We start from the raw sequence: 16,186 nt of genomic DNA, 5'->3' as shown, positions 1-16,186 counted from the left end.
GTCAGACCCCTTGAGTGTTCCAGCGTGCATGAAGGTGGCGGCCATCCTGGCTGAGCAGTGCGCCGTACATCTCCGGACGGCGATCGCGGTAGATGCCCCAGATCAAACGTTCTTCGCGCATCGCCGCCAGATCGAGGCTTTGCAGGAGCACGCCAGTGCTGTCGCGGTCGGCTGTGGCGAGCAACTGGCCCTTGTGATCGCTGATGAACGATGAACCGTAGAAGCTCATTTGCAGCGCTGGATCGGTGGTCGCCACTTCGCGCCCGACACGGTTCGAGGCCACCACCGGCAGCAGATTGGCCGCGGCGTGACCGCGCATGGTCATCTGCCAGTGATCGCGAGAATCCAGCGCCGCGCAGCCCGGCTCCGAACCGATGGCGGTCGGGTACAGCAGCACTTCGGCGCCCATCAAGGCCAGGCAGCGCGCGGTTTCCGGGAACCACTGATCCCAGCAGATACCCACGCCGAGACGGCCGAACGCGGTGTCCCAGACTTTGAAACCGGTGTCGCCGGGGCTGAAATATTCCTTTTCCTGATAGCCGATGGCATTGGGGATGTGAGTCTTGCGATACACCCCCAGCAGGCGCCCGTCGGCATCGGCCACGGCCAACGAATTGAAGTAGGCGTTGCCGGCCTTCTCGAACCAGCTCAACGGCAACACCACGCCCAACTCGCGGGCCAATGCGGCGAAGCGTTCCAGCACACGGCTGTCGCGATATTCTTCGGCCAGGGCCATGTGCTTATGGCTTTGTTCGATGCAGAAATATGGCGTGGCGAACAGCTCCTGCAACAGGATCACTTGCGCGCCCTGCTGCGCCGCATCGCGGACGAGTTGCTCGGCACGATCGAGGTTGCCCGACAGATCCCAGGTGCACGGCATCTGGGTGGTAGCGATGGTCAGCGTTGTCATGATTTCAACCCTTCACCGGCCAGGCTGGCTGCTGCTGGGTGATGCAGTGCACCCCGCCGCCGCCATGCGCCAGATGATTGATGCGCACCGGCACCACTTCGCGTCCGGGGAAGGCTTGCGCCAATACCTTGGCTGCAACGTCGTCGGCCTCGATGCCATACGCCGGCATGATGATCGCGCCGTTGGCAATATAGAAATTGGTGTACGAGGCGCAAAACACTTCGGCTTCGGTATCGACCGCGTCGCTGGCTTCGAACAGTTCGATCAGCTCGAATTTGCGCCCCTGTGCATCGGTGGCGAGTTCCAGCGCTCGACGGTTTTCGCGTGCCACTTCGGCGTACACCGACGATTGCTCGTGAGTCGCATCCACCAGTAAAACGCCGGGCCGGGCAAATGCGCAGACGCCATCGACGTGGCCGTCAGTCATGTCGCCGGTGACGTAATCCGGATCGCCCGGCAGCCAGATGGTCTTCTTCACGCCGAGCAAACGGCTGAAGATCTCTTCCATCTCGGCCTTGCTCATGCCCGGGTTGCGGTTCGGGTTGAGCAGCACCGATTCGGTGGTGATCAGTGTGCCTTCGCCGTCAACGTGAATCGCCCCGCCCTCGTTGCTCAGCGGTGTGCCGAAACATTCCAGGCCGAGATGATTGAGCGCACGGCGCGCCAGGCTTTCGTCGAGATCGTGGGCCGACTTGCCACCCCACGCATTGAAGCGCCAGCTCACGCCAGCCAGCCCTTGTTGCGGGTGGCAGACAAACGTCGGGCCGGAGTCGCGACACCAGCTGTCGTTGACCGTCAATGGAATCAATTCAACGTTGGCGCCGCACAGTGCTTTCGCGCTGGCAATGGCCGAAGGATCGACCACCAGTTTCACCGGTTCGAACCGGGCGATGGCGTTGGCCACACGGGCGAAATCTTCCTGCACCTGCGCCAGGGTCACGCCCCAACCTGACTCCCACAAAGCCTTGTTGTGCGGCCAGACCATCCACGTCGCAGCATGCGTGACCCATTCTGCCGGCATCATCCAGGCGCTGTTTTTATTGTCGTTGTGCTGCATGATATGCCTCGTTAGTTAAGCCAATGTGTTCACGACGCCAATGCTACGTAGGCGCAAACAGGCAAACAAACGATGGATTTTGCGGATAACTGATTAGAGGAACTTATCGATATGCTCAAGCACTGGCCACCGCTCAGCTCGCTGCGCGGCTTTGAAGCGGCTGCCCGACTTGGCAGTTTTCACAAGGCGGCTGAAGAGCTGAGCCTCACTCAATCAGCGATCAGCCAGCAGATCCGCAGCCTTGAGGCGTATCTGGAACAGCCGCTGTTTTTCCGCAGCGGGCGCAGCGTCGCGCTCACCGATGCCGGGCATGATTTGCTCAGCACCACGCAGGCGATGCTGCAGCAATTGTCAGTCGGCATTCGTCGCCTGGGGCAATATCAGAAACCCAATCAATTGGTGCTCAACACCACGCCGGCGTTCGCCCGACATTGGTTGCTGCCGCGTCTGGCGGACTTTCGCGCGCAACATCCAGAGGTCGATCTGTGGATCTACAGCACCGATGAAGTGCCGGACATGGCCACGCAAACCATCGACATCGCGGTGCGCGACGACATCAGCTCGCAGGCCGAATGCAGTTTCAAGGTGCTGCACGCCGACCGACTCTATCCCGCCTGCCATCCGAGCCTGTTGACCCAGCCAGCAGCCGGACGCACCACGTTGCATGGTGAGCGGGAAATGGACTGGAGTCATTGGGCAGTCGAAGCCGGGATCGACGTCGGCCAGCAGGATCAGGGGCTGAACTTTTCCGATCCGGGATTGCTGCTCGACGCCGCCTGTGCGGGGCTTGGCATCGCTCTGGTCAGTCAGTTGCTCAGCCGTCAGGCGCAGGCTGACGGCTTGTTGCAAGCGCTGGTCGAAGACACCATTCGCGGGCCGAACTGGGCCTTGTTGACCCATCGCGACAGTGAGCATGACCCGCTGGCGAAAAGCTTTATCGCCTGGTTGTCAGCCAATCTCAGCGCTGATCAGATCACCGAGAAAACACCGGCGCCGAGTCTTCCTTCCAAGCGGCCATAAAGCACATAGTGCTGATAGCCATTCTTCAATTCACCGGTAGACACTGCGCGCCTGACGTCTTCGTTCAATTGCAGATACTGGGCCTCATCGAAATTTTCCGCACTGACTTCGCCAGCACGTCCCAGCATCTCGCTGTCCACCGGAAGTCCCATGCTGGCGAGATTCTCGAAATCAATGATGCGACTGACCGCGTGTCGCTCCAGTACCCCTTGGTTGGGGAACATCGAGTAGACATGCATGCCCTTTTTCGCGCAGCGGCTGCACATGTCGACGCAGTTTTTTTGCGTGTTTTTGCGCTGCATCAGTTCCGCCACCGGCATGTCGAGGTACTTGCCGACCTGATATTCGTTCTGATTGAAGATCGTGCAGCACAAAATCGTATTGCCATTGCAGTCGATCACCAGCCAGTCATCCTTGAGCAGGCAGTCTTGCTGATGATGCTGCTGGGCTACATTGACAATATCGTCGTAGGGCGGCAGCGCCAGTCTTTTCAGGGTTTCGTAATCGGTATCGGTGACTGAAGGATCGCGGTCGATAATGGCCAGCGTTTTCTCCAGCGGCATCATCACTGAATACCCGGTAGTGAAATTGAAGCCAAGGCGCTCGCTGAATTCACGCATCAGCGCTTCCTCCTCGATGTTATCGAGGTAGCGGTGATAGTAGACGTCGGTCCGGGTTCTCAAACCCAAGCGCTGCTTGATCTCGTGCAGCGCAATCATGTTCTGTTTTACAACTTCGATATCACCACCTACATGGCCCTTTTTGTAGGTTTCCTGATAAAAGCCTGACAGCGAAATACGGAAGTAACCCGGTTCGGCCAACAAGGCTTTTTCCATGTTCTTGGCAAGATTGAGGTTGGTGCTGATACCGCTGCCCATACCGGCGGCATTGATGACTTCGATGAATTCACCAATTTTTTGATGAACCAGAGGCTCGGTCCAGTTGTACAGATAGATCGCCTTGACGCCTTCAGTTTGGGCTTTCTCGACGATCTGCTTGAACATGTCGAGTTGCCCAATTTGCCTACGCCATCAAGGCCACAACCCAGTCGATGAAGACCCGCAACTTCAGGCTGACATGCCGGTTTGGCGGGTACGCCACGTAGAGCGGCATGGGCTCGAGTTGCCAGTCTTCAAACAAGGGCACCAGTTCACCTCGGGCAACGTGGGCATCGGACATATACTTCGGTAACCAGAGCACGCCCATTCCGGCGAGTCCGGCAGCCAGATAGGCATTACCGTCATCGACCGCCAACACATGCCGCCCCTTGATTTGCAGGTGTTCATCGGCGTTGTGCAAGGCATACGGCAGCGGTTTTCCGGTGCGCGCCCAGAGAAAACCGACCACCCGATGCCGGGAATCTTCCAGTTCCCTTGGGTGCCTGGGCGTGCCTTCGCGAGCCAGATACGCGGGTGCGGCGAATACGCCCAATTGCAGATCAGCGATCCGCCGCGCCATCAGCGATTGATCGAGCAGCTCACCGCCGCGCACCACGCAATCGACGTTCTCATCGATGATGTCGACCATGCGATCGCTGACGCCCATGTCGATCTGGATGTCGGGGTAGCGTCGGTGAAAGTCCGGCAGCGCCGGCATCAGAATGTGCCGGGCGAAAGGACTCGGCACATCGACCCGCAATCGGCCCGAGGGCACTGCGGCAACCCCGGGCAGGCTGGTTTCGGCGTCTTCCATGTCGGCCAGCAATTTGATCACGCGCTCGTAGTAAGCGGCGCCATCAGCGGTGACGTTGACCTTGCGCGTGGTGCGATTGAGCAGTTTGACTCGCAAGCGTGCCTCCAACTGCTGAACCAGTTGCGTCACCGTGGTTTTGCTCATGTGCAGGGTTTCTGCCGCCTTGGTGAAACTCCCCGCCTCGACCACCCGCGCGAAAGCCTGCATTGCATCGAAACGGTCCAAGATTCGCCCCTTGATTGTTTGGGATTCACAAACAGTGAAGGCCAAGCTTGCGCGTTTATCGCTGCCCTGCAAATACCTAAAGTGGCGTCATCCACTCAACTGCAGGAGACACCCCATGACGCAGCGCGATGTAGTTTTTCCGCCGGCACGCCGCACGCTTTACGAGCGCAACCGCTACTCCCCGGCGCTTCGCTCGAACGGTTTTCTGTTTGTCTCGGGGCAAGTTGGCAGCGGCGAAGACGGCAAGCCTGAAGCGGATCTGCAGAACCAGGTGCGCCAGGCGTTCCACAACCTCAATGCGATTCTCGACGAGGCCGGTTGCAGCTTCGACGACGTGGTCGACGTCACGGTGTTCATCGTCGATCCGCAGATGAAGTTCGAGACGATCTGGAATGTTGTGCTGACAGAGTTCTGGGGCGATGCGCCGCATCCGACCGTGACGGCGGTTGGCGTGACCTGGCTGTACGGTTTCGATTTCGAGATAAAGGTGATTGCCAGGCTGCCCGAAGCAGCCTGATCGTCAGATCGATTTGCAGCATGGGTCGCCAGTCTTCAGACTGTCGACCCTTTCGACTTTTCCACCATCACTCATGTCAGTTTCATTGCTCAAACCTGCCCTCCCCGGCATCGCCATGCGTCGTTGGCGCTTGTTGCATCGCGTCAAGCAAAGCCACGCCGCGCAGATGTTCAATGTCACCCAATCGACTATTTCCCGCTGGGAAAGCGGCGTGCTGGCGATGGATCCGGCGGCACACTTACAGCTTGAGCAACTGTTGGCCGCGCGTCTCGACACGGCTGCCGACCAGGCCCTCGCCCGGCTGGTCTGCGAAAGCGCACGCCCGGTGCACCTGGTCTGCGACCTGACCCACCGTTTGCTGGCCTGCTCTGCGTCCCGCGCCGCACAGTTCGCCAGTCCGCTGAGCGAATTGCTCGGGCAATCGCTGTGGCGTTTCGTCACGCCAGAAATCGCCAGCAACGAACTGGCGCTCGACGCGCTGGGCTGGCGCGAACTGCAGGCACCACCGGCGCTGCAATTCATCACCGGCAGCAACGACTCCGACCTCGTGCCAATTCGCCAGAGCCTGTGCCGCTGGACACGCATTCCCCTGTCTGACGGTACGGCGGCGCGGCTGGTCGAGACACTCTGAACGCATATTTTATGCGTGGACGCTCACCACCATCGGCTCTAGGCTTGCTTCTCGGCTCCACCACCGGGCAAGCTCATGAACCTCGAAAAACTCAGTGGACGCCTCGAGTTCCTGCGTGAAGCGGAAAAACTCAAGGATGTCCTCAGAAGCGCACACACTTCCAGCGGTCGCACCGAAAGCACCGCCGAACACAGCTGGCGCCTGTGCCTGATGGCGATCGTCTTCGCCGATGAACTGGCCGGTCTCGACCTGCTTAAAGTGCTCAAGATGTGTGTCATTCACGACTTGGGCGAGGCGATCAACGGCGACATCCCGGCGGTCGATCAAGCCGCATTCCCCGCCAAGGCCGAGCAGGAGCGTAACGACCTCCTGCTACTGACTCGCTCACTCGACGAGACGGTGAGAAACGAAATCCTCGCGTTGTGGGACGACTACGAAAATGCCCTGTCTGCCGAGGCCAAAGCAGTCAAGGCGCTGGACAAACTCGAGACCCTGCTGCAACACACTCAAGGGCAGAACCCGGCCGATTTCGACTACCGCTTCAATCTGACTTACGGCATCAAACACACCAGTACCGAACCGGTGTTCGCAGCGCTGCGAGCGCTTATCGACCAGAACACCCGAAAAAGGATGAACATGAACCTGACTATTCGCAACGAACAACCCGACGACATCGACACCATCGCCCAGCTGACTGCAGCGGCATTTCAGAACGAAGAACACTCAAGCCACACCGAACAGCTCATCGTCAATGCATTGCGCGAGGCCGACCAACTGAGCGTTTCGCAGGTTGCCGTGGAGAATGGCAAGATCATCGGCCATGTGGCGATCTCACCGGTGACAATTTCGTCTGGCGCCACCGGTTGGTACGGTCTTGGTCCGATCTCGGTATGGCCTGAACGTCAGCATCAGGGCATCGGTTCGGCATTGATGAAAGCCGCATTGGCGCAATTGCAAAATCGGCACGGCGCTGGCTGCGTGGTCTTGGGCAATCCAGGTTATTACGGGCGTTTCGGCTTCAAGAATCATCCTGAGCTGACGTTGCCCGGTGTGCCGCAGGAATACTTTCAAGTGCTGTCATTCGGCGCTGAGCTGCCTGTCGGAGAAGTGAAATACCACGATGCATTTGAGGCTACCGAATAAGTCTCTGGCTGGCGCGAACCACCCGTAAATATTCGGACACACCCATTCGTTTGCCATTTCAGAGGTCGTCTGTTTGCATGCCATCCCACATCAGCAGGCAGATCAGCGAGGCGCGGGATGACCCACTACGCACTCCAGCACTTATGGCGCTGGCCTTTGCGCGCGGGAATACGTATAACCTCGCCGTTTCGTCTACCCTGAGCTTGCGCCTTACCTCGCCACTTCAGCTTTTTTGACGCTCACGAAACGGAGAATTCCATGCTCAAACGAACCCTGGCACTGACCGCCGGCCTGGCCCTGTCCTTCAATGCGCTGGTGGCGCAGGCCGCTGACGTTTTGCGGGTCAGCGCGATTCCTGATGAAGCCCCGACTGAACTGCTGCGCAAATTCGAGCCGCTGGGTGCTTATCTGGAGCAGCAGTTGGGCATGAAGGTGCAGTTCGTGCCGGTGGCCGATTATCCGGCAGTGGTTGAAGCCCTGGCGACCGACCGTCTCGACATGGCCTGGCTGGGCGGTTTCACCTTTGTGCAGGCGCGTCTGAAGACCGATGCCACGACGCCGGTGATCCCGTTGGTGCAGCGTGAACAGGATGCGCAATTCACCAGCAAATTCATCACCGCCGACCCGAATGTGCACAGCCTTGCCGACCTCAAGGGCAAGACCTTCGCCTTCGGTTCGGTGTCGTCCACTTCCGGCAGCCTGATGCCGCGCTATTTCATGCTGAAAAACGACGGCATCAAGCCCGAAGCCTATTTCAGCCGAGTCGCCTACTCCGGCGCGCACGACGCCACTGTCGCCTGGGTTCAGGCCGGCAAGGTCGATGCCGGCGTGTTGAACGCCAGCGTCTGGCAAAAACTGGTCGACAGCGGCAAGGTCGACACCAACAAGGTCAAAGTCTTCGCCACCACCCCGACTTACTTCGATTACAACTGGACCGTGCGCGGCACGCTTGATCCGGCACTCGCGGCGAAGATCAAAAAAGCCTTCCTCGACCTCGACCCGGCCAACCCCGAGCAGAAGAAGATTCTTGATCTGCAGGCAGCCAGCCGCTTCATCGACACCAAGCCCGAGAACTACAAGGGCATCGAGGAAGCCGCCCGCGCCGCCGAACTGCTGAAATGACCCTGAGCCTCAACCAGGGCAGCCTGCGCCACGCCAACGGAGTCGAGGCCCTGCGCGGCATCGATTTGCACATTGGTGTTGGCGAACAGGTGGCGATCATCGGTCCGTCCGGGGCCGGCAAATCGAGTTTGCTCAATCTGCTGGCCACCGCGTTGCGACCGAGCAGCGGCGAGATCGAAGTGCTTGGCGAACGCGCCTGGCACTTGTCCGCCGGCCAACGCCAACGTCTGCGTGCGCGTATCGGCCTGGTGCATCAGGCGCCGCCGCTGCCGCCGCGCCAGCGTGTGGTGACCGCCGTGCTCGCCGGTAAACTCGGCCAGTGGAGCCTGGGCAAAAGCCTGCTGAACCTGATGCATCCGCTGGACGTCGCCGGTGCTCGCGCGGTATTGGCGCGACTGGATCTCGGCGACAAACTGTTCGCCCATTGCCAGCAACTGTCCGGCGGCCAATTGCAGCGCGTCGGCATCGCCCGGGTGCTGTATCAGGCCCCACAAATCCTGCTCGCCGATGAACCAGTGTCGGCGATGGACCCGGTGATGGCCGGGCACACCCTGTCGATCCTGTCGCGGCATGCCCGCGAGCACAACGTCACGCTGGTGGCGAGCCTGCATGCTGTCGATCTGGCGTTGTCGCACTTTCCACGCATCATCGGTTTGCGCGACGGCCAGATCTTTTTCGACAGTCCTTCCGGGCAAGTCAGCGCGGACATGCTCGACGCCTTGTACGCCAACGAAAAACTGCAGTCGCCGACCGCTGCGGTCGCGCCGCTGACTGTGCAGATTCCACGATGCTGAGCGCCGATTCACGCGATCCCGCCGCATGGCCGCGACTGTTGCTGAGCGTTTTGGCGATCGCCTTGTTGTGGCCGGGGATCCAGCTCAGTGAACTGAACCTTGGCGTGTTGCTGCAAGATGATAGCCGCAGCGAAATGGGTCGCTTCGTGTCGGCGTTCTGGCCACCGGCGCACGATCAAGCGTTCTTGCAACTGTTGCTCAAAGCGACGTTGCAAACCCTCGCCATCGCCACTGCCGGCATGGCCTTGGCCCTGCTGCTGGCGGTGCCGGCCGGGCTGCTGGCGAGTCGCGCGCTGTCGTTGTCCGCCGCCTCGCGCGGTGGCGTGCCGAGCGCCATGGGCCGGTTGTTGCGCTGGCCGATTCGCGGCTTGCTGATCTTCCTGCGCAGCGTGCCGGAGATTGTCTGGGCGCTGTTGTTTGTCCGCGCGGTCGGCCTCGGGCCGGCGGCGGGCGTGCTGGCCATCGCGATCACCTACAGCGGCATGCTCGGCAAGGTCTACGCGGAGATTTTCGAATCCACCGATCAGCGCCCGGCCCACGCCTTGCTGCAATCGGGCAGCGGCCGGCTGGCGAGTTTTGCCTACGGCATCGTGCCCAATGTCGCGGCGGAATTGCTCTCGTACACGGTCTATCGCTGGGAATGCGCAATCCGCGCTTCTGTGGTGATGGGTTTTGTCGGTGCGGGTGGGCTCGGCCAGCAGATCGATCTGTCGATCCGCATGTTTGCCGGCGGTGAAGTCGCCAGCATGCTGCTGACCTTCCTGGTATTGGTGCTGGCCGCCGACCAGCTCAGTCGCTTGTTGCGCTGGAGGCTGGCATGAACCGGCTGATCAATCTGGCGCTGATCATCGGCATCGTTGCGGCGGTGATTGCCTCGTTCAGCTATCTTGGCCTCGATCTCGGCGAGCTGAGCAGCGCCAACAGCCTGAAGCAGATGGGCGCTTACGTGCAGCGCTTTCTCAGCCCGGATGTAAGCGCCGGTTACCTGCAAGCGATTGTTCACGGCTCGCTGGAAACCCTCGCCATGTCGGCCCTCGGCACCCTGCTCGCGGCAGTGTTGGGGATCATCCTCGCCCTGCCCGCCGCCGGCCGTTTCGGCTGGCCGCTGCAAAGCGTTTCGCGCCTGTTGCTCAATGGTTTGCGGGCGATTCCGGAACTGGTCTGGGCGGCATTGATGGTACTCGCTGCCGGGCTCGGACCGAATGCCGGCACCCTCGCTCTCGCCCTGCACACCACGGGCGTGCTCGGCCGTCTGTTTGCCGAAGCACTGGAAAACACCCCGCCGCAACCTGCCGAAGCGATTCGTTTGCAAGGCGGCAATCCGCTTCTGGCGTTCTGTTACGGCACCTTGCCGAACCTGACGCCACAACTGCTCGCCTACATTCTGTATCGCTGGGAAAACAACATCCGCATGGCCAGCGTACTGGGTTTTGTCGGCGCGGGTGGACTGGGGCAGATGCTCTATGTGAGCCTCAGCCTGTTTCAGGAGGCGCAGGCCAGCACGGTGATCCTGGCGATGCTGTTGCTGGTATTGGCAGTGGATTCGCTGAGTGCCTGGAGCCGGCAGCGCTGGGTCAAGGCGTAAAACACCCCGCCTCGATCATTCGTGCAATCCGCTCAACGTCGGCAAGCGCGCTACCCGGGCAGCGCGCTTGCCGGTCGCTTAGTGCGGTGCGCGCGGGATGGTTTTCATCAGGTCTTCAGGGCTGATGTGGCCGACCACGCTGCCCGGTTGCGGCAGATTGAGGATGTGCCCCTTCATTTTGCCGATGATGTGCATCTCGCACGGTTTGCAGTCGAATTTCAGCGTCAGTACTTCATCGCCGTGAACCAACTGCATCGGCGCGACCTTGGTGCGCACGCCGGTCACGCCTTTGGCTTGTTTCGGGCACAGGTTGAAGGAGAAGCGCAGGCAGTGCTTGGTGATCATCACCGGCACTTCGCCCGCCTCCTCGTGAGCTTCGTAAGCAGCGTCGATCAGCTTCACGCCGTGACGGTGATAGAAGTCGCGAGCCTTCTGGTTGTAGACGTTGGCAAGGAACGTCAGGTGCGAATCCGGGTACACCGGCGGCGGGCTGGTTTCGGCTTTGCGGCTGCCACGCGGGTGAGCGGCAACACGGGCGGCGGTGAGGTTCTCGATCACTTCACGGCGCAGAGCTTTGAGCTGCGAGTTGGGGATGAAGAACGCCTCTGGCGCATCCAGTTTGATGTCGGTGGCGTGGTACTGCGTGGTGCCGAGCTGGCCGAGCAGATCGCGCAGCTGTTCCAGCGCCTGTTCAGGCTTGTTGGCTACACCGAACGGCCCGTCGAGGGTGACGCTGGCGCTGATGCCTTCCTCGCTGGTGGCGGTCACTTCCAGCTGTTGTTCACGCAGACGCGCAACCCAGCTGAGGGCCACGCGACGCTCCGAAGAAGTCTTTTGCAGCGCCTGTTGCCAGTTGTGATCGAGGTTGCGATTCAACGGGTGATTCGGGCGCAGCTTGTACAGGCCTTCGGGCATTTCGTTCGGCTCGACGCGGTAGCGGTAACGCTTCTCGCCGTCTTCCTCGAACTCGCCTTTGGCCTCGGCGATGTTGGCGCGGAAACCGACCACTTCGCGTTTGACCAAGACGTTCAGGCCATCACCGTTGGACAGCGGCTCGTGGGTCACCACCTGCATGTCACGCTTGGCGACTTTCTCGACGATGCCGACCGGCAGCCCGGTGAAGGTCGGCGAATCGAAGGCGCCGATGTCGATCTTGCGGTCGGTGACGAAGTAATCGGTGCTGCCACGGTGGAAGGTCTTTTCCGGGTCGGGCAGGAAGAAATGCGCGGTGCGGCCGCTGGAAGCGCGGGCCAGATCCGGACGGTCTTCAAGGACGTCGTCGAGGCGCTGGCGGTAATAGGCGGTGATGTTCTTCACATAGCCCATGTCCTTGTAGCGACCTTCGATCTTGAACGAACGCACACCGGCTTCGACCAGCGCGCGGATGTTGGCGCTCTGGTTGTTGTCCTTCATCGACAGCAGGTGTTTTTCGTAGGCGATTACCCCGCCCTTTTCGTCTTTCAGGGTGTACGGCAAGCGGCAGGCCTGCGAGCAGTCGCCACGGTTGGCGCTGCGCCCGGTCTGCGCGTGGGAAATGTTGCACTGGCCGGAGAAGGCCACGCACAACGCGCCGTGGATGAAGAACTCGACGGCGGCATCGGTTTCATCGGCGATCGCGCGGATTTCCTGCAGGTTCAGCTCACGGGCCAACACCAATTGCGAGAAACCGGCCTGATCGAGGAACTTCGCCCGCTCAAGGGTGCGAATGTCGGTCTGGGTCGAGGCATGCAGCTCGATCGGCGGAATGTCCAGTTCCATCACGCCCAGATCCTGGACGATCAACGCATCGACACCGGCGTCGTACAGCTGGTGGATCAGCTTGCGGGCCGGCTCCAGTTCGTTGTCGTGCAGGATCGTGTTGATCGTGGTGAAGATGCGCGCGTGGTAACGGCGGGCGAATTCGACCAGTTCGGCGATCTCGCCGACTTCGTTGCAGGCGTTGTGGCGTGCACCGAAGCTCGGGCCGCCGATGTACACGGCGTCGGCGCCGTGGAGGATCGCCTCGCGGGCGATGGCGACATCGCGTGCAGGGCTGAGCAATTCCAGATGATGCTTGGGCAAGGACATAGTTTTTTTAGTCAGGCTGTCACGGTAGGCGCGCATTCTACCCCTGAAACGCGCGCCCGGCACGCCTCTGCTGCCCGATGGCTGGCGTCGCGCCACAGATGCCCGCCCACTATCGACGATGACGCGCCGGCGAAGCTGCACTTACAATGCGCGGACCTTTTGCCTCGGCCCGCCCATGGACATCGACCTCGCTCGCACCTTCCTCGAAATCGTCCGCCACGGCAGCCTCGCCGCCGCCGCGCAGAAGCTCTTCGTCACGCAAACGGCGATCACCGCGCGGGTACAGAAACTCGAAAGCCAGTTGGGCAGCACGTTGTTCGTGCGCAACCGCGCCGGGGCGAAACTGACGCCCAATGGCGAGGCTTTCGTCGTCTACGCCAATCAACTGGTGCAGACCTGGGAAGCGGCGCGCCGCGATCTGCCGCTGCCCGAGGGCTATCACAACGTGCTGCACATCGGCGGCGAGGTCAGCCTGTGCAACCCGCTGATGCTCAGTTGGGCTGCCGAATTGCGCGAGAAAATCCCCGGGCATGCCCTGCGCATGGAAATCCGCGACGGCGAAAACCTCCTGCGCCAGCTCGAACTCGGCGTACTCGATGCGGCGCTGGTCTATCAGCCGGAATACTGGCCGGGCCTGCAGGTCGAGCAAGTGCTGGAGGAAAAACTGATTCTGGTGCGTGCGCCCGAGCGCCCGGATCCTTACGTCTATATCGATTGGGGCCCGGATTTCCGTCGTCAGCACGACGCCGCCCTGCCGGAAAAAGCCAAGGCTGCGCTGAGTTTCAACCTCGGCCCGCTGGCCCTGCAATACATTCTCGAACACGGCGGCAGCGGCTATTTCCGCACCCGCGTCGTGCGCACCTACCTGGAGAGCGGCGCCCTCGAAGCCGTGACCAAAGCCCCGGAATTCAGCTATCCGACTTACCTGGTGTACTCACGCGACCGCGACTCGGCGATCCTGCAACAAGCCTTTGACCTGCTGCGCGAAGTGATCAAGGCCGATGACGACTGGTCGCAGCGCTGGAACCCGTTGAGTTGAGGCGGCTGCTTTACACCGGAACATGGCGTATGTGACCTCAAGGTCCGGCCTGCACAAACGGCCGGATCGGCTAATCTGCCGGGTATAACCACAATACCGACAGGTGATTGCAGTGAGGCAGACCACCGAGGCATTTCGCAGCCGCTACCGCGCGGCCATTCATCCGCTGTACAACCCGTGGCTGCATGGCGCTTTTGTGCTGCTGTTCGGTGTGTTGGCCATCGGCGCGTTCTGGAGCAGCGTGCACCAGGTCAACTGGCTGGAATGGCTGACAGTGCCGCTGACGCTGTTGTTCTTCAACTTCGGCGTGTACACGGTGCATCGCCATCTCGGCCATCACAAAAAGACCTTTGCCAAACTGTTCTACGCACGCCACGCCGGCGACCATCACAGCTTTTTCACCCCCGGCCACATGACTTACGACAGCGCTCGCGACTGGCGGGTGATTCTGTTCCCGGCATGGCTGATCGTCGTCCACACGCTGCTGATCACTTTGCCGTTGTGGTGGCTGTTCGCGCAGTTCAACGGCAACGTCGCCGGGCTGTTTGGCGGTTGCATGGTGCTCGGCTACCTGACTTATGAAGTGTTTCATGCCGGCGAACACCTGCCGCCGAGCAACCCGCTGACGCGCCTGCCGTGGATCCGTCAGATGCGCCGCCTGCACGAACTGCATCACCGTCGCGAGCGCATGCAGGAGCGCAATTTCAATATCGTCCTGCCGTTGATGGACTACCTGTTCGGCACCCTGTACTGGGAACCGGAGCCCGCCCCTTTGAGCTATTCGAGAATGCCCATGACCCGCATGCAGCACCAGATCGATATCGCCGGCGAACCGGTTGCCGTGCTCGCCTACGCGGCCAGCGTCAGTCGCTGGCCGGAATGGCACCCGTCGTCCTTGCGAATCGTCGGCGCACAAGGTCCGCTGCACGCCGGAGCGCATTTCGAAGAGGACATCAATGCTGGCGGACGCGAAGGTCATTTGCGCTGGGAAGTCACGGAGTACCTGCCCGGCCGACGCTGGTGCGCGCGGGCTCAGGGCGATCATGGTTTGTCGTTGCTGCTGACTTACGAGTGCGCGGCCGAGGCTGGCGGTACGCGGTTTGTGCGCACGCTGGATTACCGCTTTGACGGCCTCGGCATGCGCATTGCCAATCAGTTGTTGCTGAAGCGGCGCATCGATCGCGAATCGGCCGCCTCGATGCTGGCGCTGCGCGACATGGCCACGCAATACCTGGCTGCGGCGAGGGCCAGCGCGTGAGGCTGCGGCATGTTTTTTTGCTGCTGATCATTATCGTCATCGCGTTTTTACTGTTGATGCCGACCAGAGTCGAACCGGTGGCCTGGACGCCGCAGCCGGCACCTTCGTTGACGGCGGGTGTCTACGCCGAAAACCAGCGCCTCAAAGCCGTGGCGCAGGTCGGGCCGGGCGATATCGAAGGCCCGGAAGCGTTGTTGCTGGAAGAGGACTTCCTGATCACCGGCCTGCATGACGGCCGACTGATTCGCACCAGCCTCGACGGCACGCAGCGCAAGGTGCTGGCCGATACCGGCGGGCGGCCGCTCGGTCTCGCGCGCCATCCCAACGGGTTGCTGGTGATTGCCGATGGCGTCAAAGGTTTGCTGTCTCTGGATGCTCAGGGACAGTTGATAGCGCTGACCAAGAGTGCCAATGGCGTCGACTTCGGTTTTACCGATGACGTCGCCATCGATAAATCCGGGCATTACGCCTATTTCAGCGATGCTTCCAGCCGCTGGGGCTACGGTCATGACGGCGAGGCCATCATCGAGCATGGCGGCGACGGGCGCCTGCTGCGCTATGACTTTCAGAGCGGTAAAACCAGCGTGTTGCTGGACAAGCTGGAGTTCGCCAACGGCGTGACCCTCGGCCCGGATGACGCCTATGTGCTGGTCAATGAAACCGGCGCCTATCGCATCAGCCGTTACTGGCTGAGCGGGCCGAAAGCCGGCACCCATGATCTGTTTATCGACAACCTGCCCGGGTTGCCGGACAACCTCGCGTTCAATGGCAGCAACCGTTTTTGGGTGGCGTTGTATGCGCCGCGCAACGCCCTGCTCGATGCCACTGCCGGGCACCCCTTCGTGCGCAAGATGATTGTGCGGGCGTTGAGCGTGCTGCCGAAACCGGTGGAGAAGCGCGGGTTTGCGCTGGGGCTGGATCTGAACGGCAAGGTGATTGCCAATCTGCAGGATGCGAGCAGCGGCAATTACTCGCCGATTACCACGGTGCGCGAGTATGGGCAGTGGTTGTATTTCGGCTCGCTGAAGGCGACGCATATGGCGCGGATGCCGTTGGATGCGGCCCTTGAGTGAGCCAACGGATTTTCTGTTGCATGGGCGGATGCCATCGCGAGCAGGCTCACTCC

General features: G+C 60.9%; 16 protein-coding genes and 1 pseudogene. 12 read left to right on the top strand and 5 right to left on the bottom strand.

Going from position 1 to position 16,186, the window contains the following annotated elements; all coding sequences use genetic code 11:
• Position 1 precedes the first annotated feature (1 nt).
• The gene (gene aguB, locus ACIPZE_RS08890; RefSeq protein ID WP_283436669.1) at positions 2-910 is read right to left on the bottom strand and encodes an N-carbamoylputrescine amidase; all 909 of its coding nucleotides are present in this window, start codon (positions 908-910) and stop codon (positions 2-4) included.
• A gap of 4 nt (positions 911-914) precedes the next feature.
• Complete coding sequence (locus tag ACIPZE_RS08885; protein ID WP_283436670.1) at positions 915-1,967, bottom strand: agmatine/peptidylarginine deiminase; 1,053 nt, start codon at positions 1,965-1,967, stop codon at positions 915-917.
• A 111-nt stretch (positions 1,968-2,078) separates the two neighbouring features.
• Here ACIPZE_RS08885 and ACIPZE_RS08880 point away from each other — a divergent pair, with 111 nt between their 5' ends.
• Positions 2,079-2,987 carry a LysR substrate-binding domain-containing protein gene (locus ACIPZE_RS08880; RefSeq protein WP_129393238.1) on the top strand — a complete coding sequence of 303 codons (909 nt, stop codon included), beginning with the start codon at positions 2,079-2,081 and terminating at the stop codon, positions 2,985-2,987.
• On the opposite strand, the gene ACIPZE_RS08875 is transcribed toward ACIPZE_RS08880, so the two are convergent.
• A complete protein-coding gene (locus ACIPZE_RS08875) occupies positions 2,936-3,991 on the bottom strand; it encodes a radical SAM protein (protein WP_400772475.1) in 1,056 nt (351 codons plus the stop codon). The genes ACIPZE_RS08880 and ACIPZE_RS08875 overlap by 52 nt on opposite strands.
• A 19-nt stretch (positions 3,992-4,010) precedes the next feature.
• A complete protein-coding gene (locus ACIPZE_RS08870; RefSeq protein WP_283436672.1) occupies positions 4,011-4,904 on the bottom strand; it encodes a LysR family transcriptional regulator in 894 nt (297 codons plus the stop codon).
• Positions 4,905-5,019: 115 nt separating this feature from the next.
• Between ACIPZE_RS08870 and ACIPZE_RS08865 the strand changes: the two genes are divergently transcribed.
• From ACIPZE_RS08865 to phnE, 8 genes and pseudogenes are all read left to right on the top strand, one after another.
• Entirely contained in the window at positions 5,020-5,421 is a 402-nt protein-coding gene (locus ACIPZE_RS08865) for a RidA family protein (protein WP_283436673.1), read from the top strand.
• Between the two features lie 73 nt (positions 5,422-5,494).
• On the top strand, positions 5,495-6,052 hold the full coding sequence (locus tag ACIPZE_RS08860) for a DNA-binding transcriptional regulator (RefSeq protein WP_283436674.1): 558 nt from the start codon (positions 5,495-5,497) through the stop codon (positions 6,050-6,052).
• A 75-nt stretch (positions 6,053-6,127) separates the two neighbouring features.
• A pseudogene (locus ACIPZE_RS08855) lies at positions 6,128-6,685 on the top strand (HD domain-containing protein); the annotation flags it as partial.
• Between the two features lie 3 nt (positions 6,686-6,688).
• Positions 6,689-7,195 carry a GNAT family N-acetyltransferase gene (locus ACIPZE_RS08850; protein WP_400772625.1) on the top strand — a complete coding sequence of 169 codons (507 nt, stop codon included), beginning with the start codon at positions 6,689-6,691 and terminating at the stop codon, positions 7,193-7,195.
• Between the two features lie 258 nt (positions 7,196-7,453).
• On the top strand, positions 7,454-8,317 hold the full coding sequence (locus ACIPZE_RS08845; RefSeq protein ID WP_129393220.1) for a putative selenate ABC transporter substrate-binding protein: 864 nt from the start codon (positions 7,454-7,456) through the stop codon (positions 8,315-8,317).
• Complete coding sequence (locus tag ACIPZE_RS08840) at positions 8,314-9,111, top strand: phosphonate ABC transporter ATP-binding protein (RefSeq protein WP_283436675.1); 798 nt, start codon at positions 8,314-8,316, stop codon at positions 9,109-9,111. Before ACIPZE_RS08845 ends, ACIPZE_RS08840 begins: the two co-directional genes overlap by 4 nt.
• A complete protein-coding gene (locus tag ACIPZE_RS08835; protein ID WP_129393214.1) occupies positions 9,105-9,932 on the top strand; it encodes an ABC transporter permease in 828 nt (275 codons plus the stop codon). The genes ACIPZE_RS08840 and ACIPZE_RS08835 overlap by 7 nt, the downstream gene beginning before the upstream one ends.
• Entirely contained in the window at positions 9,929-10,696 is a 768-nt protein-coding gene (phnE, locus tag ACIPZE_RS08830; protein ID WP_400772471.1) for a phosphonate ABC transporter, permease protein PhnE, read from the top strand. The genes ACIPZE_RS08835 and phnE overlap by 4 nt, the downstream gene beginning before the upstream one ends.
• Positions 10,697-10,774: 78 nt before the next feature.
• Here phnE and ACIPZE_RS08825 read toward each other — a convergent pair whose 3' ends face one another.
• On the bottom strand, positions 10,775-12,763 hold the full coding sequence (locus ACIPZE_RS08825; RefSeq protein WP_400772469.1) for a U32 family peptidase: 1,989 nt from the start codon (positions 12,761-12,763) through the stop codon (positions 10,775-10,777).
• A 175-nt stretch (positions 12,764-12,938) separates the two neighbouring features.
• Here ACIPZE_RS08825 and ACIPZE_RS08820 point away from each other — a divergent pair, with 175 nt between their 5' ends.
• The 3 genes from ACIPZE_RS08820 (at position 12,939) to ACIPZE_RS08810 (ending at position 16,133) form a co-directional block, all read left to right on the top strand.
• Positions 12,939-13,802, top strand: a complete 864-nt coding sequence (locus ACIPZE_RS08820) for a LysR family transcriptional regulator (protein WP_283436678.1) — start codon at positions 12,939-12,941, stop codon at positions 13,800-13,802.
• 112 nt (positions 13,803-13,914) lie between these two features.
• On the top strand, positions 13,915-15,060 hold the full coding sequence (locus ACIPZE_RS08815) for an SRPBCC family protein (protein WP_400772467.1): 1,146 nt from the start codon (positions 13,915-13,917) through the stop codon (positions 15,058-15,060).
• A gap of 56 nt (positions 15,061-15,116) precedes the next feature.
• Complete coding sequence (locus ACIPZE_RS08810; protein WP_400772624.1) at positions 15,117-16,133, top strand: SMP-30/gluconolactonase/LRE family protein; 1,017 nt, start codon at positions 15,117-15,119, stop codon at positions 16,131-16,133.
• Positions 16,134-16,186 lie beyond the last annotated feature (53 nt).

This window comes from Pseudomonas sp. NPDC089741 (assembly GCF_044748825.1).
Taxonomy (GTDB): Bacteria; Pseudomonadota; Gammaproteobacteria; order Pseudomonadales; family Pseudomonadaceae; genus Aquipseudomonas; species Aquipseudomonas helmanticensis.
Note: the sequence above shows the minus strand (reverse complement) of the source record. Positions and strands in the feature narration are given on the sequence as shown.